Source organism: Moraxella ovis, from assembly GCF_900453105.1.
GTDB lineage: Bacteria > Pseudomonadota > Gammaproteobacteria > Pseudomonadales > Moraxellaceae > Moraxella > Moraxella ovis.
The window spans coordinates 99,474-125,807 of record NZ_UGPW01000001.1; the positions used below are offsets into that span (position 1 = coordinate 99,474).

Annotated in this window: 28 protein-coding genes; 17 read left to right on the top strand and 11 right to left on the bottom strand. The window is 47.1% G+C overall.

The features are described 5' to 3' along the window. The first annotated feature begins 105 nt into the window (after positions 1-105). The 8 genes from fadB (at position 106) to DYD54_RS00485 (ending at position 9,260) form a co-directional block, all read left to right on the top strand. Positions 106-2,256 carry a fatty acid oxidation complex subunit alpha FadB gene (fadB, locus tag DYD54_RS00450; protein ID WP_063513308.1) on the top strand — a complete coding sequence of 717 codons (2,151 nt, stop codon included), beginning with the start codon at positions 106-108 and terminating at the stop codon, positions 2,254-2,256. 22 nt (positions 2,257-2,278) lie between these two features. Further along, positions 2,279-3,451 carry an acetyl-CoA C-acyltransferase FadA gene (gene fadA, locus DYD54_RS00455; protein ID WP_063513309.1) on the top strand — a complete coding sequence of 391 codons (1,173 nt, stop codon included), beginning with the start codon at positions 2,279-2,281 and terminating at the stop codon, positions 3,449-3,451. Between the two features lie 239 nt (positions 3,452-3,690). Then, entirely contained in the window at positions 3,691-4,203 is a 513-nt protein-coding gene (locus DYD54_RS00460; RefSeq protein ID WP_228703567.1) for a hypothetical protein, read from the top strand. Between the two features lie 159 nt (positions 4,204-4,362). Further along, on the top strand, positions 4,363-5,406 hold the full coding sequence (locus tag DYD54_RS00465) for a siderophore ABC transporter substrate-binding protein (RefSeq protein WP_063513310.1): 1,044 nt from the start codon (positions 4,363-4,365) through the stop codon (positions 5,404-5,406). Positions 5,407-5,765: 359 nt separating this feature from the next. Next, the gene (locus DYD54_RS00470; RefSeq protein ID WP_063513311.1) at positions 5,766-6,752 is read left to right on the top strand and encodes an ABC transporter permease; all 987 of its coding nucleotides are present in this window, start codon (positions 5,766-5,768) and stop codon (positions 6,750-6,752) included. 9 nt (positions 6,753-6,761) lie between these two features. Then, positions 6,762-7,736, top strand: a complete 975-nt coding sequence (locus DYD54_RS00475; RefSeq protein WP_063513312.1) for an iron chelate uptake ABC transporter family permease subunit — start codon at positions 6,762-6,764, stop codon at positions 7,734-7,736. Between the two features lie 52 nt (positions 7,737-7,788). Then, positions 7,789-8,487 (top strand): CPBP family intramembrane glutamic endopeptidase, encoded by a 699-nt coding sequence (locus DYD54_RS00480; RefSeq protein ID WP_063513313.1) that lies wholly within the window; start codon positions 7,789-7,791, stop codon positions 8,485-8,487. Positions 8,488-8,498: 11 nt separating this feature from the next. Beyond that, a complete protein-coding gene (locus tag DYD54_RS00485; RefSeq protein WP_063513314.1) occupies positions 8,499-9,260 on the top strand; it encodes an iron ABC transporter ATP-binding protein in 762 nt (253 codons plus the stop codon). Positions 9,261-9,623: 363 nt separating this feature from the next. On the opposite strand, the gene panF is transcribed toward DYD54_RS00485, so the two are convergent. Together panF and DYD54_RS00495 are read right to left on the bottom strand one after the other, a co-directional pair. Beyond that, entirely contained in the window at positions 9,624-11,060 is a 1,437-nt protein-coding gene (gene panF, locus DYD54_RS00490) for a sodium/pantothenate symporter (protein WP_063513315.1), read from the bottom strand. Then, on the bottom strand, positions 11,057-11,356 hold the full coding sequence (locus DYD54_RS00495; RefSeq protein WP_063513316.1) for a YhdT family protein: 300 nt from the start codon (positions 11,354-11,356) through the stop codon (positions 11,057-11,059). Before DYD54_RS00495 ends, panF begins: the two co-directional genes overlap by 4 nt. Before the next feature lie 161 nt (positions 11,357-11,517). On the opposite strand from DYD54_RS00495, the gene DYD54_RS00500 reads away from it, so the two are divergent. Continuing rightward, the gene (locus DYD54_RS00500; protein WP_063513317.1) at positions 11,518-12,237 is read left to right on the top strand and encodes a nitroreductase family protein; all 720 of its coding nucleotides are present in this window, start codon (positions 11,518-11,520) and stop codon (positions 12,235-12,237) included. Positions 12,238-12,367: 130 nt separating this feature from the next. Beyond that, positions 12,368-12,844 carry a hemerythrin domain-containing protein gene (locus DYD54_RS00505; protein WP_063513318.1) on the top strand — a complete coding sequence of 159 codons (477 nt, stop codon included), beginning with the start codon at positions 12,368-12,370 and terminating at the stop codon, positions 12,842-12,844. Between the two features lie 89 nt (positions 12,845-12,933). On the opposite strand, the gene ykgO is transcribed toward DYD54_RS00505, so the two are convergent. From ykgO to DYD54_RS00545, 8 genes are all read right to left on the bottom strand, one after another. Then, positions 12,934-13,074 (bottom strand): type B 50S ribosomal protein L36, encoded by a 141-nt coding sequence (gene ykgO / locus DYD54_RS00510; protein ID WP_063513319.1) that lies wholly within the window; start codon positions 13,072-13,074, stop codon positions 12,934-12,936. A 132-nt stretch (positions 13,075-13,206) separates the two neighbouring features. Further along, positions 13,207-14,178: a tRNA dihydrouridine synthase gene (locus tag DYD54_RS00515; RefSeq protein ID WP_063513320.1), complete on the bottom strand. Its 972-nt coding sequence runs from the start codon at positions 14,176-14,178 to the stop codon at positions 13,207-13,209. Between the two features lie 18 nt (positions 14,179-14,196). After that, entirely contained in the window at positions 14,197-15,684 is a 1,488-nt protein-coding gene (locus tag DYD54_RS00520) for a UvrD-helicase domain-containing protein (protein ID WP_063514903.1), read from the bottom strand. A gap of 68 nt (positions 15,685-15,752) precedes the next feature. Then, a complete protein-coding gene (tatC, locus tag DYD54_RS00525) occupies positions 15,753-16,511 on the bottom strand; it encodes a twin-arginine translocase subunit TatC (RefSeq protein WP_063513321.1) in 759 nt (252 codons plus the stop codon). Further along, complete coding sequence (tatB, locus tag DYD54_RS00530; protein WP_063513322.1) at positions 16,508-17,047, bottom strand: Sec-independent protein translocase protein TatB; 540 nt, start codon at positions 17,045-17,047, stop codon at positions 16,508-16,510. The genes tatC and tatB overlap by 4 nt, the downstream gene beginning before the upstream one ends. 17 nt (positions 17,048-17,064) lie before the next feature. Then, the gene (gene tatA, locus DYD54_RS00535) at positions 17,065-17,298 is read right to left on the bottom strand and encodes a Sec-independent protein translocase subunit TatA (protein ID WP_036366781.1); all 234 of its coding nucleotides are present in this window, start codon (positions 17,296-17,298) and stop codon (positions 17,065-17,067) included. A gap of 48 nt (positions 17,299-17,346) precedes the next feature. Continuing rightward, on the bottom strand, positions 17,347-18,132 hold the full coding sequence (gene hisIE, locus DYD54_RS00540) for a bifunctional phosphoribosyl-AMP cyclohydrolase/phosphoribosyl-ATP diphosphatase HisIE (RefSeq protein ID WP_063514904.1): 786 nt from the start codon (positions 18,130-18,132) through the stop codon (positions 17,347-17,349). A gap of 53 nt (positions 18,133-18,185) precedes the next feature. Beyond that, the gene (locus DYD54_RS00545; RefSeq protein WP_063513323.1) at positions 18,186-18,536 is read right to left on the bottom strand and encodes a YnfA family protein; all 351 of its coding nucleotides are present in this window, start codon (positions 18,534-18,536) and stop codon (positions 18,186-18,188) included. 179 nt (positions 18,537-18,715) lie between these two features. Between DYD54_RS00545 and rpmI the strand changes: the two genes are divergently transcribed. Both rpmI and rplT read left to right on the top strand, forming a co-directional pair. Beyond that, the gene (gene rpmI, locus DYD54_RS00550) at positions 18,716-18,910 is read left to right on the top strand and encodes a 50S ribosomal protein L35 (protein ID WP_036366807.1); all 195 of its coding nucleotides are present in this window, start codon (positions 18,716-18,718) and stop codon (positions 18,908-18,910) included. Positions 18,911-18,939: 29 nt separating this feature from the next. Continuing rightward, a complete protein-coding gene (rplT, locus tag DYD54_RS00555; protein WP_063513324.1) occupies positions 18,940-19,299 on the top strand; it encodes a 50S ribosomal protein L20 in 360 nt (119 codons plus the stop codon). A 149-nt stretch (positions 19,300-19,448) separates the two neighbouring features. On the opposite strand, the gene DYD54_RS00560 is transcribed toward rplT, so the two are convergent. Next, on the bottom strand, positions 19,449-20,474 hold the full coding sequence (locus DYD54_RS00560; RefSeq protein ID WP_063513325.1) for a porin: 1,026 nt from the start codon (positions 20,472-20,474) through the stop codon (positions 19,449-19,451). Between the two features lie 350 nt (positions 20,475-20,824). Between DYD54_RS00560 and pheS the strand changes: the two genes are divergently transcribed. The 5 genes from pheS to DYD54_RS00585 all read left to right on the top strand — a co-directional run bounded on the left by pheS (position 20,825) and on the right by DYD54_RS00585 (position 26,286). Further along, positions 20,825-21,853, top strand: coding sequence for a phenylalanine--tRNA ligase subunit alpha (gene pheS, locus DYD54_RS00565; protein ID WP_063513326.1), 1,029 nt, complete (start codon positions 20,825-20,827; stop codon positions 21,851-21,853). Between the two features lie 39 nt (positions 21,854-21,892). Further along, the gene (gene pheT / locus DYD54_RS00570) at positions 21,893-24,292 is read left to right on the top strand and encodes a phenylalanine--tRNA ligase subunit beta (RefSeq protein ID WP_063513327.1); all 2,400 of its coding nucleotides are present in this window, start codon (positions 21,893-21,895) and stop codon (positions 24,290-24,292) included. 46 nt (positions 24,293-24,338) lie between these two features. Further along, positions 24,339-24,638 carry an integration host factor subunit alpha gene (locus DYD54_RS00575; protein ID WP_046695892.1) on the top strand — a complete coding sequence of 100 codons (300 nt, stop codon included), beginning with the start codon at positions 24,339-24,341 and terminating at the stop codon, positions 24,636-24,638. A gap of 225 nt (positions 24,639-24,863) precedes the next feature. Further along, positions 24,864-25,127, top strand: a complete 264-nt coding sequence (locus DYD54_RS00580) for a type B 50S ribosomal protein L31 (protein ID WP_036366789.1) — start codon at positions 24,864-24,866, stop codon at positions 25,125-25,127. Between the two features lie 277 nt (positions 25,128-25,404). Further along, the gene (locus DYD54_RS00585) at positions 25,405-26,286 is read left to right on the top strand and encodes a cell division protein ZipA C-terminal FtsZ-binding domain-containing protein (RefSeq protein ID WP_046695893.1); all 882 of its coding nucleotides are present in this window, start codon (positions 25,405-25,407) and stop codon (positions 26,284-26,286) included. The last annotated feature ends 48 nt before the right edge of the window (positions 26,287-26,334 follow it).

Consider the following 26,334-nt stretch of genomic DNA (forward strand, 5'->3'; position numbering starts at 1 on the left):
ATCGGTCAAATTTGCCCAAAATTCTGTACTTATTTTCGCTGATGGCTTATGTTATAGTAAGATTGGATGTGTAAATTATCCCAAACATAAGCAATAGGAGTACATATGATCTATCAAGGAAAATCCATACAAGTCAGCCGACTAGACGGCGATATCGTCAAATTTCATTTCAATAATGAAAATGAATCAGTCAATAAATTTGACCAAGCCACCAATGCTGAGTTCAAAGAAGCCGTAACCGCCTTGGAGCAGGACACGAACATCAAGGGCTTGATTGTAACGTCAGGCAAAAAGGTCTTTATCGCAGGGGCGGATATTACCGAGTTTGTCGGTTATTTTAAAAACCCCCAAGAAGAATTGGAAAATTGGCTACTTGACATTAACAGTGTGTTTAACCGTTTTGAAGATTTACCATTTCCTAAGGTGTCGGCTATCAATGGCGCAGCGTTGGGAGGTGGGTGCGAGATGACCCTTGTGTGTGAGTACCGTGTCATGGGGCAATCGGCTCAGATTGGCTTGCCTGAGACCAAACTCGGTATTTTCCCTGGCTTTGGTGGTAGTGTGCGTACGCCACGCATTATCGGCATTGACAACGCCCTAGAACTCATCGCCACAGGCAATCCCCTAAAACCTAACGATGCCCTAAAAGTGGGTTTGGTGGACGCTGTCGTGGCGGACGAGAGTGTGGAGCAGTCGGCTCTGGATTTGGTCAAAAAGTGCATAAATTGCGAGCTTGACTGGCAAGCCAAACGTGCCGAGAAGTTAGAACCTGTCAAACTTAACCAAACCGAGCAGGCAATGGCGTTTAACTCTGCCAAAGGCGTGATTTTTGCCAAAGCCAATCCCAAGCATTATCCTGCCGTTGCCCTTGCCCTAGATGCGATAGAAAACCACGTTAATTTGGGGCGTGATGAAGCGATTAAGATTGAAGCGACCAATTTTGCCAAATCCGCCAAAACCCCACAAGCGGCTGCTCTTGTCGGTGTATTTCTAAACGACCAGCTGGTTAAAAAACGTGCCAAAGACCAATCCAAATCCGCCCACGACATCAATGAAATGGCGGTGCTTGGGGCAGGGATTATGGGCGGTGGTATCGCTTATCAATCGGCGGTCAAGGGCTTGCCCATCATCATGAAAGACATCAAGGCAGAACAACTTGACCTAGGCATGAATGAAGCAAGCAAGCTCCTTAGCAAAGAAGTAGAACGTGGCAAAATTAGCACCGCCAAAATGGGCGAAACCCTATCTAAAATCCGCCCAACCCTAAACTATGGTGATTTTGCTACGCCTGACATCGTCATTGAAGCGGTGGTGGAGAACGAAAAAATCAAAAAAGCGGTGCTTGCCGAGACCGAAAACCTCATCAAGGACACGGCTATCCTTGCGTCCAACACGTCCACGATTAGCATTACCGAGCTTGCCAAGTCGCTAAAACGCCCCGAGAATTTTGTGGGTATGCACTTTTTTAACCCTGTTCATCGCATGCCCCTTGTGGAGATTATCCGTGGCGAGCAGACGAGCGATGAAGCGGTGGCGACCACGGTTGCCCTTGCTCAAAAGATGGGCAAAACGCCAATTGTGGTCAATGACTGTGCAGGATTTTTGGTAAACCGTGTGCTGTTCCCTTATTTTGGGGCGTTTGATTTACTCATCAAACACGGGGCGGATTTTGTCAAGATTGATAAAGTCATGGAAAAGTTCGGCTGGCCTATGGGACCTGCCTATCTGCTTGACGTTGTGGGCATTGATACAGGCGTGCACGCAAGTTCGGTCATGGCGGAGGCTTTCCCTGAGCGTATGAACCCTGATTATAAGAGTGCCACGACTGTCATGTTTGAAAATAACCGTCTAGGTCAAAAAAATGGCGCAGGCTTTTATAACTATGAGCTTGACAAAAAAGGCAAGCCTAAAAAGAGCGTGGATACGACCACTTATGAGCTACTAAAGGCGGTGCAAGATGGTCATGTCGATTTTGACGAGCAAGAAATCATTGACCGCTTAATGGTGGCGTTTTGTACCGAGACGGTACGTTGCCTAGAAGATAGCATCGTGGCAAGTGCAGGCGAGGCGGATATGGCAATGCTCATGGGGCTTGGTTTCCCACCGTTTCGTGGTGGTCCGTGTCGCTACATTGACCAAGTGGGCGTAAAAGAATTTGTCGCCTTGTGCGATAAATACGCTCATCTGGGTAAGGCGTATGAAGCTCCGCAACTCTTGCGAGACATGGCAGAGCGTGGCGAGAGTTTTTATCAATAATTAAAATTTTAAGGAAAAAATTATGACAACATTAAATCCAACAGACGTGGTCATCGTCGATGGCGTACGTACCGCCATGGGCAAATCCAAAAACGGTATGTTCCGCAATGTGCGAGCCGAGACCCTATCGGCAGAGCTGATGAAAGCCCTAATCAAGCGAAATGATTTTGACCCTAATGACATCGAGGACGTGATTTGGGGCTGTGTCAATCAAACCTTGGAGCAAGGCTGGAACATCGCTCGCCACGCAAGCCTGTTGGCAGGCATTCCAAAGCACGTCGCAGGACAAACGGTAAACCGCCTGTGTGGTTCGTCCATGCAAGCCCTACACACCGCCGCCGCCCAAATCATGACCCATCAAGGCGACATCTTTATCATCGGGGGCGTGGAACATATGGGGCACGTTGCCATGATGCACGGTGTGGACATCAACCCCAGTAGCTCAAAGCACATCGCAAAAGCGTCCAACATGATGGGGCTAACTGCTGAGATGCTTGGGCGTATGAATGACATCACACGAGCCGAGCAGGACGAATTTGCCCTAGGCTCACACGTCAAAGCAACCAAAGCCACCCAAGAAGGACGATTTGATAAAGAAATCGTGGGCGTGGAAGGGCATGATGAGCAGGGTAATTTGCAGTTATGCACGGTGGACGAAGTCATTCGTTTTGATGCCAATATTGAGAGTCTACAAAAACTCAGACCCGTCTTTGACCCTGTAAACGGCACGGTAACGGCAGGCTCATCGTCCGCCCTATCAGACGGTGCGTCCGCCATGCTCGTTATGTCGGCAGGCAAGGCCAAGGAGCTTGGGCTGACCCCGCGAGCGGTCATCCGCTCCATGGCAGTGGCAGGGTGCGATGCGGCGATTATGGGCTATGGACCTGTCCCTGCCACACAAAAGGCACTAAAACGAGCAGGGCTGTCTATCAACGACATTCAAACGGTGGAGCTAAACGAAGCATTCGCCGCCCAAGGCTTGTCGGTGCTAAAAGGCTTGGGGCTGTATGACAAGCAAGACATCGTCAATCACAATGGCGGAGCGATTGCTTTAGGACACCCGCTGGGCTGTTCGGGTGCGAGAATTACCACCACGCTTTTGAACGTCATGGAGCAACAAGACACCCAAATCGGACTTGCGACCATGTGTATCGGATTGGGGCAGGGGATTGCGACCATCATCGAACGCGTATGATACGAAGTCTTAAAACCAAAACCCAAGCGAACAGTCTTGCTTGGGTTTTTATTGTGTCTCATAAAGGTACTAATAATCTGATAATGAACCAGCATTATGAATGAATGTAAAAAATTGAAAAAATCATACACAGCAGTGTAATTTACGATACAATTCGATGCATTTTGGGCGTAAAATCATGGTATCATAGGGCAATTTTAGACATGATTGAACTTTTATTTTAAAAGAAGGAATGACGCATGAAACTACGCAGTGCACTATTGGCAACACTGGCGATGACCGCAGCATCTGCACAGGCAATGTTACCAACCCCAGAGAATCCACAGCAGACAGAGGCTACTGAGCAGCAAGTAGCCGCACCGAAGATTGACACCAAGCTAAACGCTTTCGTGGTTCGTAAAGACGAAACCGGTGCTGAGAAGCTAGAACTGCTGACCGTTGGCGACAGCGTTGCCAAAGGCGAAATCGTGGAATACCACGGTCTATTCACCAACCAAGACACCAACCGTGTGCGTAGCATGAATGCCACATTGAACATCCCTGAGGGTGTTGAGCTGGTGGGTGATGTGAGCCCTGCCATCGTTAAGGCGAGCATTGACGGCAATCGTTTCGTACACATGCCAATCCGCGCAACCCTAAATGGACAAACCCAAGAGCTGCCACTAAGCTACTATAAGACATTGCGCTGGACGATTGAAGATTTGGGCATTGGTGCGACCGCTGTCGTGAAATACCGCGCTCAAGTTAAATAATCTCATGCTATTCCATGAAGCCGAGCTCATATGTTCGGCTTTTTTTATGCTTTAATTTGCTGATTTAACAAAAAACATTCTCATTATCATTGATACTTGCGAGAAAATTTTATACCATAGTGCGATGCTTTATATCTTTATAAAAACCATGGAGTTTGTATGAAAATCACCCAAATGATGCGTCCTGTTAGCCTAGGCGTTATTGCAGCACTAAGCTTATCATTGACGGCATGCAATCAAGACAAGCCAGCCGACACCAAGAGCGAAGCACCTGCCACCAATGCCGACCAAAAAACAGAAACCACTGCTGATAATGCAACCCCTGCCACAGGCGATGTTACCATCAAGACCGCCACAGGCGAGCAGACCATCCCTGCCAATCCTAACCCTATCGCTGTTTATGACATGACTGCCCTACAAAACCTAAAAGCCTTGGGCGTGGCTGTACAAGGCATGCCGTCAGCCGAGATGACTGCCGAGCGTATCGCCACCCTAAACCTAAAAGCGGACGGCACGCCAGACGGCACAAGCGTTGGTACACTATTTGAACCAAATTTAGAAGTATTGCACAGCCTAAAACCACAAGCGATTTTTGTGGGTTCTCGTATGGCAGAAAAGAGCGAAGAGCTTGGCAAAATCGCCCCAACTTATAACCTAACCATCGACACCAATGACATGTATGCGTCAAGCAAACAGCAGATTACCGATTTTGGTAAAGTGTTTGGCAAAACTGCCGAAGCTGACAAACTCATCGCTGACATTGATACTGCCATCGCCGAGACCAAAAAAGCGGTAGAAGGCAAGGGCAATGGGCTTGCCATTCTTATCAATGGCAACAAAATGAGTGCCTATGGCAAAAACTCACGCTACGGCTATCTACACACCACATTCGGCATTCCTATGGCGGACGCTGACGTGAACAAAAACGAAGAGCGTCATGGTCAGCCCATTAGCTTTGAATATATCCAAAAAATTGATCCTGATTGGCTGTTTGTCCTAGACCGCACGTCAGCGATTGGCGAAGAAGGCGTATCGGCTAAGGAAGTGCTAAATAACCCACTCATGCACAACACCAAAGCCTATAAAAACAACCAAATCGTCTATGTCAGTCCAGATTCTTATCTTGCTTTTGGTGGCTATTATCAATGGCTAAAAGATGCTAAGATTGTTGCCGATGCGTTTAATGCAAAAACAGCTCAGTAATTGATGTTGGGTGTAAAAAAAGGGGCGGATTTTATTCGCCCTTTTGCTGATTTTTATTAGCATTGTTAATTGATTGTGTTTGTAGTGAATTTGTAGGGGAAGTTACATTTGCCCTGTACCATAAGTGTTTTTTTGGGCGTTGTATTCGCCCTTACACATCCAAATTTTAAACATGGTTATTTAAATTCAAAATATACCAAAGGGCGTGTTCAATACGCCCCTACAAAGGCATTATTTTAAAAATGCAAATTGGGGCATATATTTTGATTTGATCATATCGATTTATCATATAAGCCCATTTTAAATTATAAACCCCTTTGCCCCACCATGCACCTTAGGAATTATCACTTGGGAACCCTATGACCACAGCGACACTCTCCGCCCCAACTTCTTGGCGGTCGCCAGCATTTGTCAATGTTGGCGCGTTTTTGCTTTTGTTTGTTTTGATTGTCATCAGCATTTCGGTGGGGGTGGCGGATTTTTCATGGGCAAAACTCTTTGACGACACCGACCACAGTTCACAGTTATTTTTGGTGAGCCGTCTGCCTCGGACGCTCGCTTTGATTTTGACAGGGGCGAGCATGGCGATAGCAGGCATGATGATGCAGGTTGTGCTAAAAAACCGCTTTGTTGAGCCGTCTATGGTTGGGGCGACACAGTCGGCGGTTTTGGGGATTTTGCTCACAAGCCTTTATATGCCAACCTTGTCCCTGTTGGGTAAGATGAGCGTGGCAACGGTCATGGCGTTTGGCGGTATGATGGTTTTTATGCAGATTATCAAACGCTTACCGCCCACCGATTTTCTCATCATTCCGCTTGTGGGGATTGTGTTTGGGGGGATTATTGATTCGTTTACGCTGTTTTTGGCGTATCAGACCGAGACGGTGCAAATGCTGTCGGTGTGGCGGTTTGGCGATTTTTCTAGCGTGCTGGCAGGGCGGTATGAGACCTTGTGGCTTGTTGGGATTTTGTCCGCCATTGCCTATATCATGGCAGACCGCTTGACGATTATCGGGCTTGGGGACGGTATCGCCAAAAATCTAGGCGTTAATAAAGACGCTGTCATGTGGCTTGCCATTGGCATGGTGGCGATGATAAGTGCGGTGGTGGTTACGGTGGGGGCGATTAGCTTTGTGGGGCTTGTCGTGCCAAATATCGTGAGCCGTTTGATCGGAGACCGCCTACGAGTGTCGCTCCCTGCGGTGGCGTTGCTTGGTGCGTCTTGTGTCCTTTTGTGCGATATTATTGGGCGTGTGATACGCTATCCCTTTGAAATCCCTGTCTATGTCGTCTTTGGCGTGCTAGGGTCGGCACTGTTTTTGTGGCTTTTGTCAAAATCAAAATAGGGGTGTGTGATGAATTTTATAAAAAAGTTATTGGGCAATCCTATTTTGTTGGCGTTTATCGTGCTTGTGATTGGCTGTGGGCTGTATTTGACCTTAAATGTCATCAGTTGGGATTTTGCCTTGCCCCTGCGTGCTCGCAAACTCATTGCTTTTTTGGTGGTAGGCTATGCGGTGGGGGTATCCACGCTGTTATTTCAAACGCTTACGCATAACCCCATTTTAACGCCAAGTCTCTTGGGCTTTGATGCCTTATATGTCTTGATACAGAGTCTGATGCTGTTCTTTTTGGGCATGCTAAGTTATGTCACCTTGCCAACGGTGGGCAAATTTGCCTTTGAAGTGGTGGTCATGATGATGCTGTCGGTGATTCTGTTTCGTTTTTTGTTTACCAAGCACAATCAGGATTTGACACGGCTTATCTTGGTGGGCGTGATTTTTGGGACGTTGTTTCGCAGCCTATCCTACATGGTCGCTCGCATGATAAATCCTGATGAATTTGTTACCGTACAAGCCCAAAGTTACGCCAGTTTTACCGCCGTCAATGTCAATCTACTCATCACAAGCGTGGTGCTGTCGGTGGCGACTTTTGTTTATGTGTGGCGACAACGGTTTGCGTTGGATGTGCTACTCTTGGGCAGAAATTGTGCCATTTCGCTTGGCGTGCCGTATCATAAGCTGTCTCTTGGCATTTTGATGACAATCTCGCTACTGGTATCTATGGCAACCGCCCTTGTGGGTCCGATTACGTTTTTTGGGCTACTTGTGTGTGCTTTGACCAATCGGTTTTGTACAAAAATGGCTCATGGCGAGAGGCTGATTTTGGTGACGCTCATCGCCAGTAGCACGCTCATCGTGGGACAGGCGGTGTTTGAGCATGTCTTTAAAATGGCAGGCGTGCTTGAAGTGGTAATTGAGCTGTTTGGCGGGGTGGCGTTTTTGATGTTGATTTTTACGCAGTATCGCAAACAACATAAAATCCAATAAACCAAATTCATAAAATTTAAATCCAAAAAATAGATTGTTATATGAGGTTTTTATGACAAATAAATTAAAATCATTACACTTATTTGATGTGGTTATTTTGGCGATTATCTTTTTTGGCTTTGCCATTTATAGTTCCAATATGCAGTTTTTTGAATTGATAAGCCATGAGCAGGTTGCCCCCAAGACTTTGGAATTCAACAGTTCAAGTAATTGGTCGGGGATTTTGAGTGAAATTGTGGCATTATTGGTGGCGTTTGGGTATTTGACCTATCGTAAATTTGATTTTAAACAATTAAATTTTAGTGTCAATCGCTGGACATTGCCAAAAGTGGTGCTATACATTCTCATTGCAGGAACGGTGGCATCGCTTTATGAGTATTTGCAATACTGGGCTTTTCCCGAGCTTTATCCAACCGCAGAGGCACATCATGGGGCAAGCGAGCATTTTAGTATGTGGTCTGTTTCCTTTATTTTATTTGCCCTGTTAAATGGCTTTTATGAAGAAGTGTTTTTTATTGGATTGGTGGCATTGACCACAAAAAAACATTTGCCCCTTGCCATTGTGTTTACTTTGTTTGTGCGATTTGCCTTTCATACCTATCAAGGATTGGCAGGAGCATTAACCATTACCACTTTGGGGGTTGTGTTTTTGTTATTACGCTATAAAAGTGATGAATTATTGCCATTTACTTTGGCACATTCATTTTTTGATTTATTTGGGCTTGGCTTGCCTTTGTATTTGTTGGAATAATTGGGGTATTTATGATAAAAGTAAAAAACGTTAGCCACAACATCGGCGATTTACCTATTTTAAAAAACGTAAACTTTGAGCTACCCACAGGGCAAATCATTTCACTCATCGGAGCGAACGGGGCGGGCAAAAGTACGCTGTTTAGCCTGATGGCTCGCATGAATCCTTTGCAGGACAAATCCGCCTGTATCAGCTTTGATGGGCATGACATCAGCACCGCCACAGATAGTGATATGGCAAAAGTGGTCGCCATGCTCGCCCAAGAAAACCACATTCAGGGGCGACTGCGTGTGCGTGAGCTGCTCATGTTTGGGCGTTATCCTTATCATCAGGGCAGACCCACACAGGCGGATAAGGATAAGGTGGAGGAGATGATTGCGACCTTTGAATTAGAGATGTTGGCGGAGCGGTTTTTGTCCGACTTGTCAGGCGGTCAGCGTCAGCGTGTGCTGATTGCCATGGTGGTGTGCCAAGATACGCCGTATATCCTGCTTGATGAACCGCTCAACAACCTAGATATGTACCACGCAGGGCGACTCATGCGACAGATGAAGGTGCTGGCAAGTCGTGGCAAAACGGTGGTTATCGTGCTACACGACATCAACCAAGCCTCCCAATTTGCCGATACGGTGGTGATGATGAAAGGGGGCGAAGTGGTGTCGGTGGGTACGCCAAAAGACGTGCTAACAGCGGAGAATATGAAAGTGCTGTATAACGTGGACGTAACGGTACTAATGCACAATGGCAAGCCGATTGTGGTGGATGTGGTGTGAAAAGGGCGAGTGTTCGCCCTTTTTAATATTAAACTGAACAGCATTGTTCAACAAAGAGATATTTTAAAATTTGGGCGTGTAGGGGTGAATTACATTCGCCCAAAAATCAACACGTTATCACAAGGCAAATGTCATTTGCTCCTACAAATCTACCCACAGGTATGGTTGATTAACAATGCTAATGATAAATGGTGTCTATGAGTCGCTCCAAGATATAGAAAATCAACCTCAATTCCCACTAGTTCTACATTTAAAAAATATTTTGTAGGATTGGCAGGGCGTGTTCAACACGCCCCTACACGTCCATATTGCAAAAAATATCTTAATTGAACAATATTACTTTTTGAAAAAACCAAACCAACATCACGCCTTTTTTATCTCCCCCACCTTATTCCCCACCAAAAATGCAACAAGCCCAATCACCAACGTAGGCACGACAGCGTGCAAATCCCATAAGGCGATTTTAAAATAGGCAATGATGACATAGCTTACCAATCCTGCCACCATAGACCATATCGCCCCTGTGGCATTGGCTTTTTTGTAATACAGCCCAAAGACCAGCACCCATAAGAAAGTCGCCTCTAACCCACCAAAGGACAGCAAATTTAGCCAAATGAGCATATCTGACGGATTTAGCATGGCAACGACCGCCAAAATCACGGTAAAGCCAAGCGTGAGCGTGGTAGAGTAGCGTTTGATTTTGGCTTCGTTGTGGATAGCGTCAGGCTTGACAGACAGATACAAATCCTTAATCAGCGTGCTTGACGACTGTATCAGCATCGAGTCAATGGACGACATAATCGCCGCCATAGGTGCCGCCAAAAATATCCCTGCCACAAAGGGTGGTAGCACCGTCATCATGAGCGTGGGAATGACCTTGTCAGGCACATCAAGCTCGGGCACGACCGCACGAGCCAAGACCCCTGCCAAGTGCATGCCCAAGACCAGCACCGTCATCACCACCGTTCCCACAAGTATCCCACGGTGTAGCGAGCGACTGTCCTTATACGCCATCGCTCGTACCGCCGTATGGGGCAAGCCAATGAGACCAAAACACACCAGCACCCAAAACGACAGCATAAACGTCGCCGACAGCTTATCATCGACACCTGTGGGGGTCAGTAGACGTGGGTCAATGGCGTGCAGGGTTGTCATGGCATTCTCCATGCCCCCTGTAGCGACAAGCGTTGCCCCAAGCAGGAGCATCGTGCCGATGAGCATGACAAGCCCCTGCACCGTATCGGTCAAGACCACCGCCCGAAAGCCCCCAATAAAGGTATAAAGCCCAATTACAAGGGCAAATACGCCAATCGACCATTCATAAGGCAGACCCAGCGTCGTTTCAAGCAGACGACCCGCCCCAATAAACTGCACCACCATCATGCCAAAAAACGCAAGTAGGAGCGAGACACACGCAAGCCACACCACGACTTTATTTTGATAACGGGCAAATAGCAGGTCATTGATGGTAATACTACCTGTTTGGCGGGCGAGCATAGCAAATTTTTTGCCGAGCGTGCCAAGCGTGAGCCAGATTGCAGGGACTTGTATCATAGACAGTAGCACCCAGCCCAAGCCAAATTTATACGCCGCCCCTGGGCCTCCGATGAATGAGCTTGCCGAGACGTAAGTCGCCACCGTGGTCATCGCAAGCACAAATCCGCCCATGGAGCGTGAGCCGACATAGTATTCATTTAAAAATCCGCCCGTTTTGCGTTTTTGATAAGCGCGCCACGCCACCCCAAACACAAAAAACAGATACAGAACAAGGGGGATTAAAATTTGGATGTTTAAATTCATGCGTCGTCCCCTTTGTCTGATGTCAAATCAGTGTCCAAATCTACTTCCTGATAAACCGCCTTTAACACCGCCATACTGATTAAAATAAAAATCAGGGGCAAAAAAATACAGCTTAACTCAAACCACAACGGCAAGCCCAAAAGCCCCGTCCCTGCTGGCATAAAATACGCAAAAATCACCCAACCTGCCATATACAGGAGCGTGAGATACACCGCCCATTTGGCTTCACGGTTGAGTTGATGGCTAAGGCTTGATTGGGTGTGGGTAGTTTTGGGCAAATTGGAGGTGCCAGTCATAGCATTTCCTTGTCTTAAAATTGGCATCAAAGGGAAAAATTGCATTAGTGTATCACAAAATTTTACGGCAAAAGTTAAAACTTTACGATAAAATAGCCTGAATTTTAAGATTGAAGATTTTAGCTTTTATTCATTTATTGGACATGAATTAAGGATGTGGTATGAGTTTGCATGACATATTAAGCCATCGTCGTTCCGTGCGCGATTATTTGCCCGTTGCTATTGACGAAGCACTGGTGAAACATTGCCTTGAGCTTGCCACGCTGGCGCCAACGAGCTCGAATATGCAGCTGTACGAATTCTATCATGTAACGGATAAGACGCTATTGGTGAAGCTTGCCAAGGCGTGCCTATCTCAAGGTGCAGCGACCACTGCCGATCAGATGGTGGTATTCGTGATTCGCCCTGATCTGCATCGTGCGCGCGCCAAAGCGGTGTTAAATTTTGAAAAATATAACGTCAAAAACTACAGTCCCGCCCATAAAGTACCTAACCGCACCAAGCGATTCGAGCATTATTATAATCGCCTGATGCCGCTCCTATATAGTCAGACCAAGCTTGTGCCGACCGCACGCCAGATGCTTGCTCGTACGATTGGACAATTTCGTCCGATTCAAGCAGACGTGTCTTTTGATGACATGCGTGTTGTCATGCATAAGAGTTGCGGTCTGGTTGCGCAGACGTTCATGCTTGCCATGAGCGAAAAGGGGCTTGACACCTGCCCGATGGAAGGCTTTGATGGCAGAATGATCAAGGATCTCTTGGATTTGCCCGAAGAATGCGAGATTAATATGGTCGTCTCGTGTGGTATCCGTAGCGAGAAGGGTGTTTGGGGCGAGCGCTTCCGCGTGCCGTTCAATGATGTATATCGCAAGTTATAAGAATTCTTATTGGTTACATAATCCTACATAACTCTTGGAGTTTAGGCTTTTTTGGGTTGGGTTTTTTGTTATAATGAAATGACTAGGCAGGGCAAAAGCCCACTGAGTATTAAGACAAAAGGACAAAAATATGACAACCATCACCGCCAATAAAGACATCTTTAGCGCATTGATCGCCAAGCATGACATCCAGCGTGACCTATGTAAAAGCTTCCAAAAGCACGTCGATGCCAAAGATAGAGACAAGGCAAAAGAAGTGTTCTTAGAATTAGAAGCAGAATTAAAGGCGCACGCAGCCGCCGAAGAGCGTCATCTTTATGTGCCTGTGATGGCATTTGATGAAGGGCTTGAGCTGTCTCGCCACGCCATCGCAGAACATCATGAGATGGATGAGCTGATGGCAACTTTGGGTGATGGTCGTACCGGCGATGACAGATTCTTTGAAACGGCGAACGCACTCATCGAAGAGACCATTCACCACCTAAAAGAAGAAGAGAATGAATTCTTTAAAGAAGCCAAAAAGCTGCTCGATGCCGACACCCAAAAACGCTTAGGCACGCTTTATCAAGCTGAACATGATGCCTATGAGGCCAGACACGAAGACTAAGCTGCCAGCAGATAATAAAATACCGCCAATGATGCATTGTGCGGTATTTTATTATCACCATGAAACTGTGATGAGGTAAGCGGTAGCGTTTATTTTTTCTTTTTGCTGCCTTGTACCGCTTTAAAGCGTGGATTGGATTTACAGATGACAAAGGTACGTCCACGACGACGGACGACTTGGCAGTCTTCGTGACGGGTTTTAGCAGATTTTAGGGATGATAGTACTTGCATGGAGAACCTCGCATGATTATTTGGGTATTTATTTAAATGTTATAATATAACTTTAAATAAATTATACGCCTCCCTATTCCCTTTTGCAAGCACTAATTGAAAATAATTCTTAAAAAGGTTCGCAGCTAAACATCATGCATTAGATTGGATTAACGCTTGGATGATTTCATCTTTGTTTTTTAGGCGTTTGATGGTATGCCAAAGATGCTCAGCTTCAGCATAGCCTTTGGTGAGCATGCCTAGCCATTGTTTGTAGCGTCCGATGAGTCCTGATTGATTGTCCGTATCGTCATGTAGGAATTCGATTTGATGAGTGATCAGCTCATCCCAAGACAGTTGGATGCTCTCATCATGGATGCGCGCGATCAGATCGGGGTGGGTGACCGCGCCGCGCCCAAGCATCAGATGTGGTGTGCTCGCCTGTGCTGTACAGCGACGGGCATCGTCAGCCGTCCAGATTTCGCCATTGGCGATGATGGGCATGCCAAGATTATTAAATGGCGCAATGAGCTCCCAGTAGGCGGGCGGTTTATAGCCTTGGGTCTTGGTGCGGGCATGAACTGTTAGCCAGCTTGCCTTGGCGGTGTGCACCGCATCACCAATCTCGCTCATCTTAGAGGTGTCGGTGTAGCCAAGTCGAATCTTGGTACTGACAGGAATGTGCGCAGGTACGGCTTGACGAACAGCGAGAATAATGTCATGAACCGTCTCAGGTTCATCGAGTAATACAGAGCCGCCTTTGTGGTTATTCACAGTCTTGGCAGGACAGCCAAAATTTAGATCAATCGCATGCGCCCCAAGCTCTACGGCCGTGAGTGCGCTCTGACTCATGGTCTGTGGGTTATTACCAAGCAGCTGCACGTGAATGGGCGTGCCACTGGCGGTCTTACCATCGGTGTGTAATTCCGGCACGAATTTATAGAATACATGTGCAGGCAGTGGGTAGTGTGTCACCCGAATGAATTCGCTCACCGACCAATCATAAGGACGACCCAGATCACTGGCAATCTGCGTAAGAATCCGGCGCATTAGCGGATCGGTCAGACCCTCCATCGGGGCGAGCAGACGAACAGGATGATTAAATAAATGGCTAAAATCAGTCATAGAAAGGGTGGTCTTATTTTATTTATAGATGAGCTTCTTGTCATCGAGGACGATCGATGCCAATAGGTCGCTGATGTGGTGTACATCGAGGATTTCTTTGGCGCGAGTGCAGGCGACATAGAGCAGGCGCAGCTCTTCAGGGGTGATCTTGATGCTTTGGCGATTGATGTCGTATAAGAAGTCATCGCTGATCTGCACGCGATTCCATTCAAGGCCCTTTGCCTTGTGGGCGGTAGAGACGACATAGTCGGCATGGCTTTGGGTGGTAAGGCTCTTGATGGCGCTTGAGATGGTCTGCGTGCCGTGTTCTTCGATGAGCTTTACCCAGGTTTTGAGGTCAGAGCCTTCACCTGTTTCGCTAAATTCCTGTACTTCCCCCCAATGCTTAAAAAAAGCCAATTCGGGCACGCCATAGGCGGATTTCCCTGTTTTTAGGCTCTCGGCAGCATGACAAAATCTTAAAATCCGATCGCTGTCGGCTTGTAGAGCGACTTTATGCCCTGCTTTAAGCCCTGCTAATAGATGACTCATGGCAGTGGCGTTGGTGCGGCACAGTATAGCGTCTTTTTTGCCATGGACGAGCAATTTGGCGATGCGGCTTGGGGTGTTTGGATTGCCCTTTAATGGGATGGTTTCTTGTAATGCGGTCAAAAAAACGTTGGCGACCTTGGCAATCTCATCGCCAAAGCGAAACGACTGCGTGAGTAGCGTCTGCGGATAAGGCAAGCGTTTCATGGCGTTCAGCGCGCCACGCCATTCGTAGATCTGCTGATGTGCGTCACCCACGTAGATGGTTTGTTTATCTTGGCGGATGAGCGCGCCCATCATGAGCGGGTCGGCATCTTGGGCTTCATCGAATAAGATAAAGTCAGCAGGAATGATGGGGTTGGATAGCGTCCAGAGCTTTAGGTAGATGTCATGCCCGATGCCTGACTGATGACGGGGATCGATCGACTGTAACCAGCGCATCTCTAGGGCGGGGTATAGCAGCTCTTGGAGTCTCTCGCCGTCTTTCTCATCCAACCAAGATGGCGGGGTGATGTGCCGCGGCGCAGGGTAGGCGCTGGATGTTTTACAAAAATTGGTGATGCCTTCTGAGACGATGTTGGCAAGCTTGGCAGGGGTGAGCGTGATGGATTTTTTGATGCCATCGACTTTGCGCTCTACTTGTATGGCGGATAGATTTAGCTCATTTGCCAGTCGGCTTGGCGTTAGGCGTGGCAGGCCGATCTTCGCGGTCACATCACGATTGACATGGCGATAGGCGAGCGAGTGGAAAGTCTGGCAGCGTACGTTTCTTGGGAATTTGCCTTGTGCTTCGTTGGCGATGGCTTTGTTGAATGCCAAATACAGACCACGCCCTTGCATGTGCTCGCTGATGAGCTTGAGCGTGGTGGTTTTGCCCGCGCCGGCATAGGCGACGATCTTGAAGGATTGACCTGTCATCGCCATGTTCAGGGCGTTGATTTGCTCATCGGTGGGTGCAGGCGTGGTTATCTGATTCATGGGCAAATTTAGCAATAAAAACAGCCAATTATAACACAATTGGCATTGCTTTGTTCGCAAGATGGTGTTTAGTCGGTGATGGGATTATCAGCACTTTCGTCTTTGACGAGAAGTCTTGCCATGAATAATCCTGCCTCGAACAGCAGGCACATTGGGATGGCAAGCATCAGCATGCTGGCACCATCAGGCGGGGTAACGATGGCGGCGATAAAGAAGCAGCCCACGATGATATAGCGGCGTTTATCAGCCAGTGACTGAGGGGTGACGATGCGCATCAAGACCAGCAGTAGCGTTGCCACAGGAATCTCAAACATCACGCCAAACACCGCAAACAGCTTAATGACAAAATCAAGATAGCTTTGGATGTCGGTCATCGGCAGGACGTTGTCGGGTGCGAACATCACAAAGAATTTCAGCGCTGGCACAAGCACCACGAAGTAAGCAAAAGCCACCCCGACATAAAACAGCACAATCGCAGATAGCAGTAGCGGCAGGGCGGCACGCTTCTCGTGCTTATAGAGTGCAGGCGAGACAAAGCCCCAAATCTGAGCAATGATGAACGGCACGGTGATGAACAGCGCCACAAAGAAAGTCAGCTTAATCGGCGCCAAAAACCCCGATGCGACATCGGTTGCGATGAGGCTGGCTTCACTGGGCAATAGCGCAACCAGAGGGTTTGAAATCAGATCGTACAGCTCACGACTAAACCCCACCAAAGCCAAAAACACCACAATCATCGCCGCAAAAATGCGGATGAATCGTGTCCGCAGTTCAGCAAAGTGTGCCATCAATGGCATGTCGGTGTCATTATCTAATCGATGGCTCATGATGTTGTCGTATAAAGTAAGGGATCTGCCTTATAATTAGGCATGAAGGGTGCTTGGGGAAGGCGGCGCTTTTTATCGTAATCACCCAGCAGGAACCAATGATTCACCATGGGTAGGTTAAATGCAGTCTCCAGCGCGGCCGCTTGATGAAAGTTTTGATTGCTGGTGTCTTTTGAAGGGTTGACATCTTGATGTTCGCCATCATCAGTGTTGTCTTGCCACGCGTCTAAAATGTGTTGTTTATTTGCCTTGGCGACTTGTTCGGTCTTATTTAGGCTTTGTTGGAGCTTTGCCATTTGCGCTTTCATCTTGGCTTCGGATTCGCGAATTTTGGCAAGTTCGCCTTTGAGCTCTTCTTGAACTTCTAACAGCTGCAATTCGCTGACGAACTCACTTTGTAGGCGCGTTGATAGGCGGCGAAATTTGCCGTACCATTTGCCAAGCGTGCGCGCTGCCACGGGTAATTTCTCAGGCCCAAGCACAATCAGCGCAATCACGCCAAACAGCGTTAATTCAAAAAAACCAAGATTCAGCACGAAGTAATCCGAACTTATTAAGCGTCAGTTTTTTCAGCTTGTTCGGCTTTTTTGACTTCCTTGACATCGGCGATGATGGGTTTATTTTCACCGTCAGACAGTTTAGGCTTGTCTTCGTCTTTGACCGCATCTTTGAAGCCTTTGACGGCAGAGCCTAGGTCTTTGCCTGCGTTTTTAAGTTTGGATGTGCCAAAAATAACCACAACCACAACCAATAAAATCAGCCAATGCGTTAATGAAAATCCGCCCATAATTACCCTTTTTATTTAACCATTAGATTGTAAATATTTTAGCACAGATTAGTTTGTGCGTGAATTTTTCTCATCGATACCCGACAGCCCAAAACGTCTGCCAAGCTCAGCCAGCACGTCATCGCTCGATAGCCCCAACTGATGCAAGGCGACCAAGCTGTGAAACCACACATCCGCCACTTCATAGACGACGTCAGCACGAGCTTTATTGTCATCTTTGGCAAGTGCGCGAACAAGCTGTAGCTCTTTGGCAGCGATGATTGCTTCGGTGGATTCTTCACCGACCTTCTCTAGGATTTTATTTAGACCCTTGTGATACAGGCTGGCGACATAAGAGCTGTCTTTGTCAGCGCTCCTGCGCTCATGCAGAATCTTATCAAGCTCGGCCAAGACTGTCTGTGCAGATGTGCCTTGCGCCTTAATGGCAGGACGCTTGACGGTGTCGTGCGTGCCATAAATCTCATCAGGATTTTTGATTACCTCGTCAACAGCTAGCCATTCACCGCGTTCGACATCAAGCTTTTGATAAAAACAGCTTTCACGCCCAGTGTGGCAAGCGATGCCGCCAATCTGAGTGATGATGAGCGTGATGACATCAGCGTCGCAGTCGGTGCGAATCTCGTGCACGATCTGAGTGTGCCCACTGGTTTCTCCTTTGTGCCATAGCTTGCCACGGCTACGACTATAGTACACGCCTTTACCTGTCTTGGCGGTGAGCTCGAGCGCCTCACGGTTTTGCCACGCCATCATTAAGATTCGCCCCGTGTCTTTGTCTTGGGCGATGGCAGGGATGAGCCCGTTTTCGTCGAATTTTAAAGTGTCTAGCCAGTGCATCATGATAATTGTCTTTTGTTACTAAATGATGAAATAAACCTAAAAATCAGTCCTTAGCGCACGCTAAAGCCATTGGGCTGTAGAATAATGGTCAGCGCGCCAAGCACGACCAATGCTGCGCCCACCATGTCCCATGAGCTGAGCGTAACTTTATCCACAAAATGCAGCCAAACCAATGCAGTGCAGACATAAATACCGCCATAAGCTGCATAAATCCGTCCTGAGGCGGCAGGGTGTAACGTCAATAAATACACAAATACCGTCAAGCTCAGCGCGGTCGGTAGCCACAGCCACGCGGATTTTTGTTCATTTAAAATCAGATATGGCAAATAGCAGCCGACAATCTCTGCCACTGCCGTCACGGCAAATAAGATAAGTGTATAGAGTAGCTGCTGAATATTCATGAGTGCGCCATCGTTGAATGGCTTTATTGTAGCGTGCTTGGGGGTGCAAGTAAAGGTATTTAATGGCTTGCATGGCGCAATAGATTTTGGTATAATACGCATCCCACCTTCAGCCTATCCTAACGGAGTGTGGCGAAAAGGTTCGTCAAGTCGCAAGACTTATGATTAATAAAGAGGTCATTATGAAACTTAAAACCAAACGTGGTGCTGCAAAGCGTTTCAAAAAAACAGCAAACGGCTTTAAGCGTAAGCAGGCGTTCAAACGCCACATCCTAACCAAAAAATCTCCAAAGCGTATCCGTCAATTGCGTGGTTGCGTAATGGTTCATGCATCAGACGTTGCTTCTGTACGTCGTATGTGCCCATACATCTAATCAATTTTTGGATATTTTAGGAGAATAAAATGGCTCGTGTAAAACGTGGTGTACAAGCAAATCGCCGTCATAAAAAAGTTCTAGCTCGTGCAAAAGGCTACTATGGTGCACGTTCTCGTGTGTATCGTGTTGCCGTACAAGCGGTAATGAAAGCTGGTCAATATGCATACCGTGACCGCCGCAACAAGAAACGTTCATTCCGTCGTCTATGGATTGCTCGTATCAACGCTGGTGCGCGTCTAAACGGTCTGTCTTACAGCCGTCTAATCAATGGTTTGAAAAAATCAAACATCGATATCGACCGCCGTATCCTAGCTGACATCGCCATGCATGATGCAGGTGCATTCACAGCAATCTGTGAAAAAGCAAAATCTGCGTTGGCAGCATAATTTAGCCTTATCTATTAGATAATCTAAATTCAAAAACCGCAATACTTCTGGTGTTGCGGTTTTTCCTTGTCTGCATGGATTGTCTTGTTGCATGATATAAAAATACCCCGCCTTGGATAAGGTGGGGTATTTTCAAAGCTGGTAAGGGTTTAGAAGCGGTAGATGGCGCCGATCTCGAGGCCTTTGCCATCAACTTTGGTTTTGTCGTACTCGGCTTTTTTGAAACCAAGGCTGGCAAAACCGGTTAGGTTTTTATCAACATTATGCTTCACACCAATGGTGCCGCCAGACGACTCGCCATTGCTATAACCTTTATAGTTATCGCTGTAGTAGCCTTCTAGCCATACTGTGGTTGGTTCTTTTAGCTTATAGGCAACACCTGCAAATGCAGCCAATTCATTATCGTCGCTATTAAAATCAGTGTACTGCAGGATGCCGTATGTTTTGATTTTATCAGTAGCTTGATAAGAAATAGAGCCACGTGCAGATTTTAGATCATTGCCTGCTTGAGTATAGGTAAAACCAGCATAAGTTTTGTCGTCTTGGTGGATGGCACCCAGCATCACAAAGTCGCGACTAACGCTTTTTGCCACGCCATCTTCAAAGGTGCGGAAAGAGCGCGCGCCGTCTTTGCCTTCATCCATGCCGTATTGTACAAAAGCATAGGTCTTGTTGTTGTTAAATTTAGGCGTGCTATAAACCACCGTGTTATTTACCCAAGCGGCGTCATGACCGAAGTCATAGCCACCACCTGCGACACGCCACCATGATTCACTCACATCTAGGTAATCATCTTGAGAGATGGTGCGACCTGCCAGCAGTTTACCATACTGTTTGTTATTAAGTGCCAGATAGCCATGGCGGGCTGAGAAGTTGGTATCGCTATTTTCTGCAACGTCAATGCGATATTCTAGGCGATATTCTAAATCGGTGTTCTCAGTTAGGGCTTCTTTACCTCTAAAACCAAGACGCGAGTTGCCTGAACCAAGCTCAGGACGCTTACTGGTTTTGCTTTCGTCGACAATGCTATTTACTTTGGTTTCGATGTCATTATAGGTTAATGATAGACGAACTTGACCATAAACTTCAGGGGCGGCGTACGCGGCAGTGGATAATGCTGCGATGGCAAGCACGCTTGAGGTTTTGATGGCGGTGGCTAAAAGTGATTTTTTCATATAGAGTTCCTTTTTTGGCTGAAGTCCTTGCGCTCACCATTAACTTTGATCCAAAAGTGTGATGAACGCGACAGCTTTGTTTGCACTTAGGTAACAATTAACTAAGATTGCAACGCAAATATACATAAAAACTAAATGTATAGCAATAGTTATTTCGAGAAATTTACAATTTTTGTCAGAAATTTTGATATTTTTTTGAAATTTTAACAATTCTGTGTGCAAGTCTGATTAAGATTGCGATTTTTCCAATAGAATTGTTAATAATCTGAATCGCTTATTTACATTTCAAAATGAATTATTTACAATAAGTCCTTTATATTCCTAAGAAAATTAATGAAAGTTGCTCTTTTATGACTACAATACCCACCTTAAATCAGCCATTGGCATCGCTGAGCGAGCAGGATTTTTTGGCATTCGCTGATGCGGTAAGCACACTTATCAATAACGCCCAGAGCGAAAGCGAGCTTCAAGAACTAAAAGTAACCTTTCAGGGCAAAAAAAGCGACATCACCACGCTATCTAAGCAGATGGGCAGCTTAGATACAGATGGCAAAAAAACCTACGGTGCATATCTGCACGAGCTCCGTACGCGTTTGGCGGCCGCATTCGATGCGCGTGGGACAGCACTGGCAGAGCAGGTACTTAATGCCAAGCTTGCCAGTGAGCAGGTGGATATCAGCTTGCCCGCTCGTGGTGTGGCATCAGGTGGCCTACATCCAATCACGCACGTGACCGAGCGCATGAAGCAATTCTTCACACAGGCGGGCTTTAGTGTGGCGACAGGACCTGAGGTTGAGAGCGACTATTATAACTTTGAGGCGCTGAACATCCCTGATCATCATCCTGCGCGCGCCATGCATGATACTTTTTATTTTGATGCGCATTATTTACTGCGCACGCACACCAGTGGGGTGCAGATTCGCACCATGGAGAAGAGCGAGCCGCCGCTACGCATCATCTGCCCGGGTCGCGTATATCGCTGTGACAGTGACCAGACGCATTCGCCAATGTTCCATCAGATGGAAGGGTTGATGATTTCAAAGTCATCGAACTTCGCTGAGTTAAAAGGCGTGATTCATGAATTTTTGAACGCTTTCTTTGGTAAGGAGATGACCGTTCGTTTCCGTCCTAGTTTCTTCCCATTCACTGAGCCATCTGCCGAAGTAGATATTTTGTCTGATAATGGCAAATGGCTAGAAGTGCTGGGCTGTGGTATGGTACACCCACAAGTTCTGCGCAACTGTGGCATTGACCCTGATGAATATACAGGCTTTGCGTTTGGGCTTGGCATTGAGCGTTTTGCGATGTTGTACTATGGCGTGAACGATCTGCGTCTGTTCTTCCAAAATGACTTGAGATTTTTAAAGCAGTTTGCTTGATAAGCGACAATTATTAAAAAATAGAATCTAGAGAATATTATGAAAATCAGCGAAAATTGGCTAAGACAATGGGCAAATCCTGCCAACACCTCGGATGAATTGGGTCAGCAGCTCACCATGGCGGGGCTGGAACTAGACGGTGCAGACACGGTTGCGCCTGAATTTAGTGGCGTGGTGGTCGGCGAGGTCATCACCTGTGAGCAGCATCCCGATGCGGATCGCCTGCGTGTTACTACGGTTAATATCGGTACAGGTGAGAACCTACAGATCGTCTGCGGTGCGCCAAATGTCCGTACAGGCCTAAAAGTTGCCGTCGCGACTGTCGGTGCGGTGCTGCCACCGATTGATGGTAAGCCATTTAACATCAAAAAAGGTAAGCTTCGTGGCGTTGAGAGCCAAGGCATGCTGTGCGGTGCTTCTGAGATTGGTTTGGTTGATGAGATTGATGGTCTGTTAGAGTTGCCTGATGATACGCCGATCGGCGTTGATGTGCGTGATTATTTGGGCTTAGATGCGATGATCTTTGACATCGCCATCACGCCAAACCGTGGCGATTGCTTTAGTGTATTAGGTCTGGCTCGTGAGATCAGCGTGATTAATCGCCTGCCGCTAAACTGTCCAGAAATCAAAGCCATAACCCCAAGCACCGACAAAAAAGTCAATGTTAATGTGCTTAATGATGAAGCCTGCCCGCGTTATCTTGCGCAGTGCATCAGTAATATCGACCGTACTGCCAAGAGTCCAAAATGGTTGGTGGATAATCTGATGGCATCAGGCATGCGCACGCACAACTTCTTGGTAGATGTGACGAACTATGTATTGCTAGAGCTGGGTCAGCCGCTACATGCCTTTGATGCGGATAAGATTCAAGGCGACATCGTTGTACGTCTGGCAAATCAAGGTGAGACACTAGAACTGCTTAATGAGCAGACCATCACACTAACAGGCGATGAGCTTGTGATTGCTGATGATGTAGGCGCGCTGGCATTGGCGGGCATCATGGGTGGCATGCGCTCGTCAGTGACTGACGAGACGACGAACATCGTGTTGGAGTCTGCGCATTTTAATCAGCTTGCCATCGCCGCACGTGCCAGACGTTTTGGTTTGCACACCGATGCCAGCCAGCGCTTTGAGCGTGGTGTAGACTTTGAATTGCCATTGATGGCGCTTCATCGCGCGACCGCTTTGATTCACGAAGTGGCAGGTGCAGAAGTCGGGCAGATTACCACCGTAGAAAATCTTGATAAACTACCAAAACGCAGCCCAATCCATCTGCCATATGCGAAGATCGAGCAGCTATTGGGCGTGGCATTGCCTAGTGATGAAGTTGTCGATATTCTAAATCGTCTAGAGATTGTCACGCAGTTTGATGGTGATGAATTCATCTGCCAGCCGCCAAGCCATCGCTTTGACATGAATATCGCAGAGGATCTGGTTGAAGAAATTGCGCGTATCCACGGCTATGATCACATTAAGCCGCGCTTGCCAGAATTTGCTGTGGACATGAGCTATGACGACGCAGCAGATCTAACGCATGAACTCAAACTAAGCCTAGCGGCATCGGGTTACTTTGAAGCGGTGAGCTTTAGCTTTAGCGATGCTAAGATCGAAGCGCTGTTTAATGATGACAAGCTTGGTGCAGTATTGCCACTTGCCAATCCGATCTCAGCAGACTTAGCGGTAATGCGCCGTACATTATTATCCAGCCTGCTACCTGTGGTGTCTTATAACCTGAACCGCCAACAGCCTCGCATGCGTCTGTTTGAGACGGGTTTGTCTTTTGTGGGTCAGAACATTGATAACCTAGTGCAGACCCCGAGCCTTGCGATGGTTGCCACCGGCTTGGTTGCTGAAGAGGGCATCTATGATAAGCGCGTGATGGACTTTTTTGATCTAAAGCGCGATGTTGAAAGCCTACTGCCACAAGGTCTAAATAAGACCAGCCTAAGCTACGAGCGCGCTGATTTAGCGTTCTTACACCCTGGGCAAAGTGCTTATCTTGTGGTGAATGGTGTGCGTCTCGGCTGGTTCGGTCAGTTACACCCAAGCATCGCCAAAGCGCTTGATCTGCCGGCTGTTTGGGTGGCTCAATTTGCCATCGAAGATCTCATCGATCTGCATCGCGCGACCAACGCCATCACCGCCCCGAGTAAATTCCCAAGCGTGCGCCGTGACTTGGCATTCTTGGTGGATAAATCGGTAGAGTGGCAAGATTTGGTTGTGGATATTCGTGCGGCAGCAGGTAAATATCTGACCGATCTTTGGTTGTTCGATGTCTATGAAGGCGACAGACTGCCAGAGGGCAAAAAATCACTGGCTTTTGCCATGCTTTTCCAGAATGCTGATGCCACATTAGAAGATGATGTCATCAAAAAAGCGATGGATGATGTCGCCTCTAGATTGAGCGACAAGCACGGCGCAAAGCTAAGAGATAGTTAATCCAAATGCCACTTCGGTGGCTATTGACCTAACATAAGGACACATCATGAGTGCATTAACCAAAGCTGACATGATAGACCGCTTAACGATTCGTCTGCGCATCACTCGCCAAGATGCCAGACAGATTGTGGATAAATTTTTTGAAGAAATTAGCCAAAATCTCGCTGACGGCAAGGAAGTCAAGATCTCTGGATTTGGTAATTTTGAATTAAAAGACAAAAAATCCCGCCCAGGGCGCAACCCAAAGACGGGCGAGAGCATTCCTGTTAAGGCGCGCCGCGTGGTAACATTCAAGGCAGGTCAAAAATTCCGCACGCGCATCGAGATGGAGAATGATCCGCGTTAGTCGGCAGACTGCTGTTAATTTCAATGAGCTGATTTGCTAAATTTGCTTGAATAGTTGGTGGTATTTTGCTAAAATATCGGCTCATTTTTCCCATCTAAGTGGGCTAATGTGTGAAAACATGGTGCGGTATGCCAAAGTTGGTTGGTGATGGCGTGGCTATGTTCGGCTGTAATGGTATTTACCAAGGCAGTATATATTAGTGCTTAGATTTATTGGACGATCATCATGCGTAAAGACATCCACCCAGAATACAAAGAAGTTCTATTCCACGACACCAATGCTGACGTGTACTTCCTAACTCGCTCAACTGTTGCGACTAAGACTACTCGTGAATACGAAGGTCAAGAATACCCATATTTCCCACTTGATATCTCAAGTGCGTCGCACCCATTCTACACTGGCGAGCAACGTAAAGCATCTAACGAAGGTCGTGTTGCTAGCTTCAACAAGCGTTTTGGTGCATTCGCAAGCCGTGGCAAAAAAGCCTAACTTGTCCACCAAAAGCAATAAAGCTTTTGATGTAAACCGTCCTGTATGGACGGTTTTTTTATTATCCATCACAATGAGTTGAGCGATTTTTGAACAGTTTTTATCAAAAGAGCATTAAGCTGTTCAAATTTATAAAAATAATTGCCAAAAATATAAAACTTGACCCAACAAATAGATGACGAATTTGGCGCATCGTGATAGACTATGAATAATTTATTTGTATCAGCCATCAGTTGATGGTGATGTTAGATTTTTTAAAAGAATATTTGGGGTAGATATGGATCAGAGTGTTTGGCTGTTGCTTGCAGTGCTTGCGATTGTACTCGGATGTATTTTGTTGGTGCCTGCCATTTTGCGCGCCATTAATAGCAAAAAACAAATCGATCATGATGGCGATGTACATCACAAAGATGGTTTGCCGATCACGCCAAGAGACGAGCGACTGCTGACTCATGATGATGCGGTTGCCTTGCCAAGCGACGACGCACCTGATGCGCTAACCAGCATGGCGGCGGTGGCAGCTTCATCCCCTGTGGTGAGTGCATCAGATCGACCGACTATTAATCCTGAGCCCAACAAGCCTGCTGAAAATGCTGATGAGACGATCGCGCCGAGCGATGCTGCGCACGAAGAGACCGAGCAGCTGCGCGAGCTTAATGGTAAATTTGAGCAAAATTCCCCAATCCTAGATAAGCATCTGTCTGACCAAGAAAGCTTCGATCAGAATAACAGCCCACTGTTGAATGCCACAGACAACATCGCTGTGGTGATCACACCACGTAACGCCTACACGGGACTGTCAGGCAAAATCGTACTGAGCTTAGTGCGTGAATACGGCTTAAAATATGGCGTGATGAACATGTTCCACCGCTACGAGCATGAGAATGGCACGGGCGATCTGTGGTTTAGTATGATGGGCGTGAATAACGAGGGTGTTCAGCCGTTTGACTTGAATGTACTTGCTGAGAGTCGTTTTAATAGCATTCTATTGTTCTTATCACTGCCGCACCCACATGCCTTGCGTGGCTTTGACAGCATGGTGTCAGTGGCGCAGATGATCGCTGATGACCTAGAGGCTGACATATATAACGAAGAGGGCTACACGCTCGACGATGCAGAATTTGCCAAATTGCGTGCCCACGCTGCCAGCCATCAATAAGTTTATGCCTTCTAAAAACCGTCTTTGATAAGGCGGTTTTTTGTCTGA

Excerpts from the sequence above, each read along its gene's own strand:
- DYD54_RS00460 (WP_228703567.1), top strand. The coding sequence starts at position 3,691 with ATGAAACTACGCAGTGCACTATTGGCAACACTGGCGATGACCGCAGCA.
- DYD54_RS00480 (WP_063513313.1), top strand. The coding sequence starts at position 7,789 with ATGACAAATAAATTAAAATCATTACACTTATTTGATGTGGTTATTTTG.
- DYD54_RS00495 (WP_063513316.1), bottom strand. The coding sequence starts at position 11,356 with ATGACTGGCACCTCCAATTTGCCCAAAACTACCCACACCCAATCAAGC.
- fadA (WP_063513309.1), top strand. The coding sequence starts at position 2,279 with ATGACAACATTAAATCCAACAGACGTGGTCATCGTCGATGGCGTACGT.
- DYD54_RS00575 (WP_046695892.1), top strand. The coding sequence starts at position 24,339 with ATGAGTGCATTAACCAAAGCTGACATGATAGACCGCTTAACGATTCGT.
- tatA (WP_036366781.1), bottom strand. The coding sequence starts at position 17,298 with ATGGGCGGATTTTCATTAACGCATTGGCTGATTTTATTGGTTGTGGTT.
- DYD54_RS00515 (WP_063513320.1), bottom strand. The coding sequence starts at position 14,178 with ATGACTGATTTTAGCCATTTATTTAATCATCCTGTTCGTCTGCTCGCC.
- fadB (WP_063513308.1), top strand. The coding sequence starts at position 106 with ATGATCTATCAAGGAAAATCCATACAAGTCAGCCGACTAGACGGCGAT.
- DYD54_RS00470 (WP_063513311.1), top strand. The coding sequence starts at position 5,766 with ATGACCACAGCGACACTCTCCGCCCCAACTTCTTGGCGGTCGCCAGCA.
- ykgO (WP_063513319.1), bottom strand. The coding sequence starts at position 13,074 with ATGCAAGTACTATCATCCCTAAAATCTGCTAAAACCCGTCACGAAGAC.
- DYD54_RS00475 (WP_063513312.1), top strand. The coding sequence starts at position 6,762 with ATGAATTTTATAAAAAAGTTATTGGGCAATCCTATTTTGTTGGCGTTT.
- DYD54_RS00560 (WP_063513325.1), bottom strand. The coding sequence starts at position 20,474 with ATGAAAAAATCACTTTTAGCCACCGCCATCAAAACCTCAAGCGTGCTT.
- DYD54_RS00580 (WP_036366789.1), top strand. The coding sequence starts at position 24,864 with ATGCGTAAAGACATCCACCCAGAATACAAAGAAGTTCTATTCCACGAC.
- pheT (WP_063513327.1), top strand. The coding sequence starts at position 21,893 with ATGAAAATCAGCGAAAATTGGCTAAGACAATGGGCAAATCCTGCCAAC.
- DYD54_RS00485 (WP_063513314.1), top strand. The coding sequence starts at position 8,499 with ATGATAAAAGTAAAAAACGTTAGCCACAACATCGGCGATTTACCTATT.
- rplT (WP_063513324.1), top strand. The coding sequence starts at position 18,940 with ATGGCTCGTGTAAAACGTGGTGTACAAGCAAATCGCCGTCATAAAAAA.
- DYD54_RS00545 (WP_063513323.1), bottom strand. The coding sequence starts at position 18,536 with ATGAATATTCAGCAGCTACTCTATACACTTATCTTATTTGCCGTGACG.
- hisIE (WP_063514904.1), bottom strand. The coding sequence starts at position 18,132 with ATGCACTGGCTAGACACTTTAAAATTCGACGAAAACGGGCTCATCCCT.
- tatC (WP_063513321.1), bottom strand. The coding sequence starts at position 16,511 with ATGAGCCATCGATTAGATAATGACACCGACATGCCATTGATGGCACAC.
- panF (WP_063513315.1), bottom strand. The coding sequence starts at position 11,060 with ATGAATTTAAACATCCAAATTTTAATCCCCCTTGTTCTGTATCTGTTT.
- DYD54_RS00465 (WP_063513310.1), top strand. The coding sequence starts at position 4,363 with ATGAAAATCACCCAAATGATGCGTCCTGTTAGCCTAGGCGTTATTGCA.
- DYD54_RS00505 (WP_063513318.1), top strand. The coding sequence starts at position 12,368 with ATGACAACCATCACCGCCAATAAAGACATCTTTAGCGCATTGATCGCC.
- DYD54_RS00585 (WP_046695893.1), top strand. The coding sequence starts at position 25,405 with ATGGATCAGAGTGTTTGGCTGTTGCTTGCAGTGCTTGCGATTGTACTC.
- DYD54_RS00500 (WP_063513317.1), top strand. The coding sequence starts at position 11,518 with ATGAGTTTGCATGACATATTAAGCCATCGTCGTTCCGTGCGCGATTAT.
- pheS (WP_063513326.1), top strand. The coding sequence starts at position 20,825 with ATGACTACAATACCCACCTTAAATCAGCCATTGGCATCGCTGAGCGAG.
- DYD54_RS00520 (WP_063514903.1), bottom strand. The coding sequence starts at position 15,684 with ATGAATCAGATAACCACGCCTGCACCCACCGATGAGCAAATCAACGCC.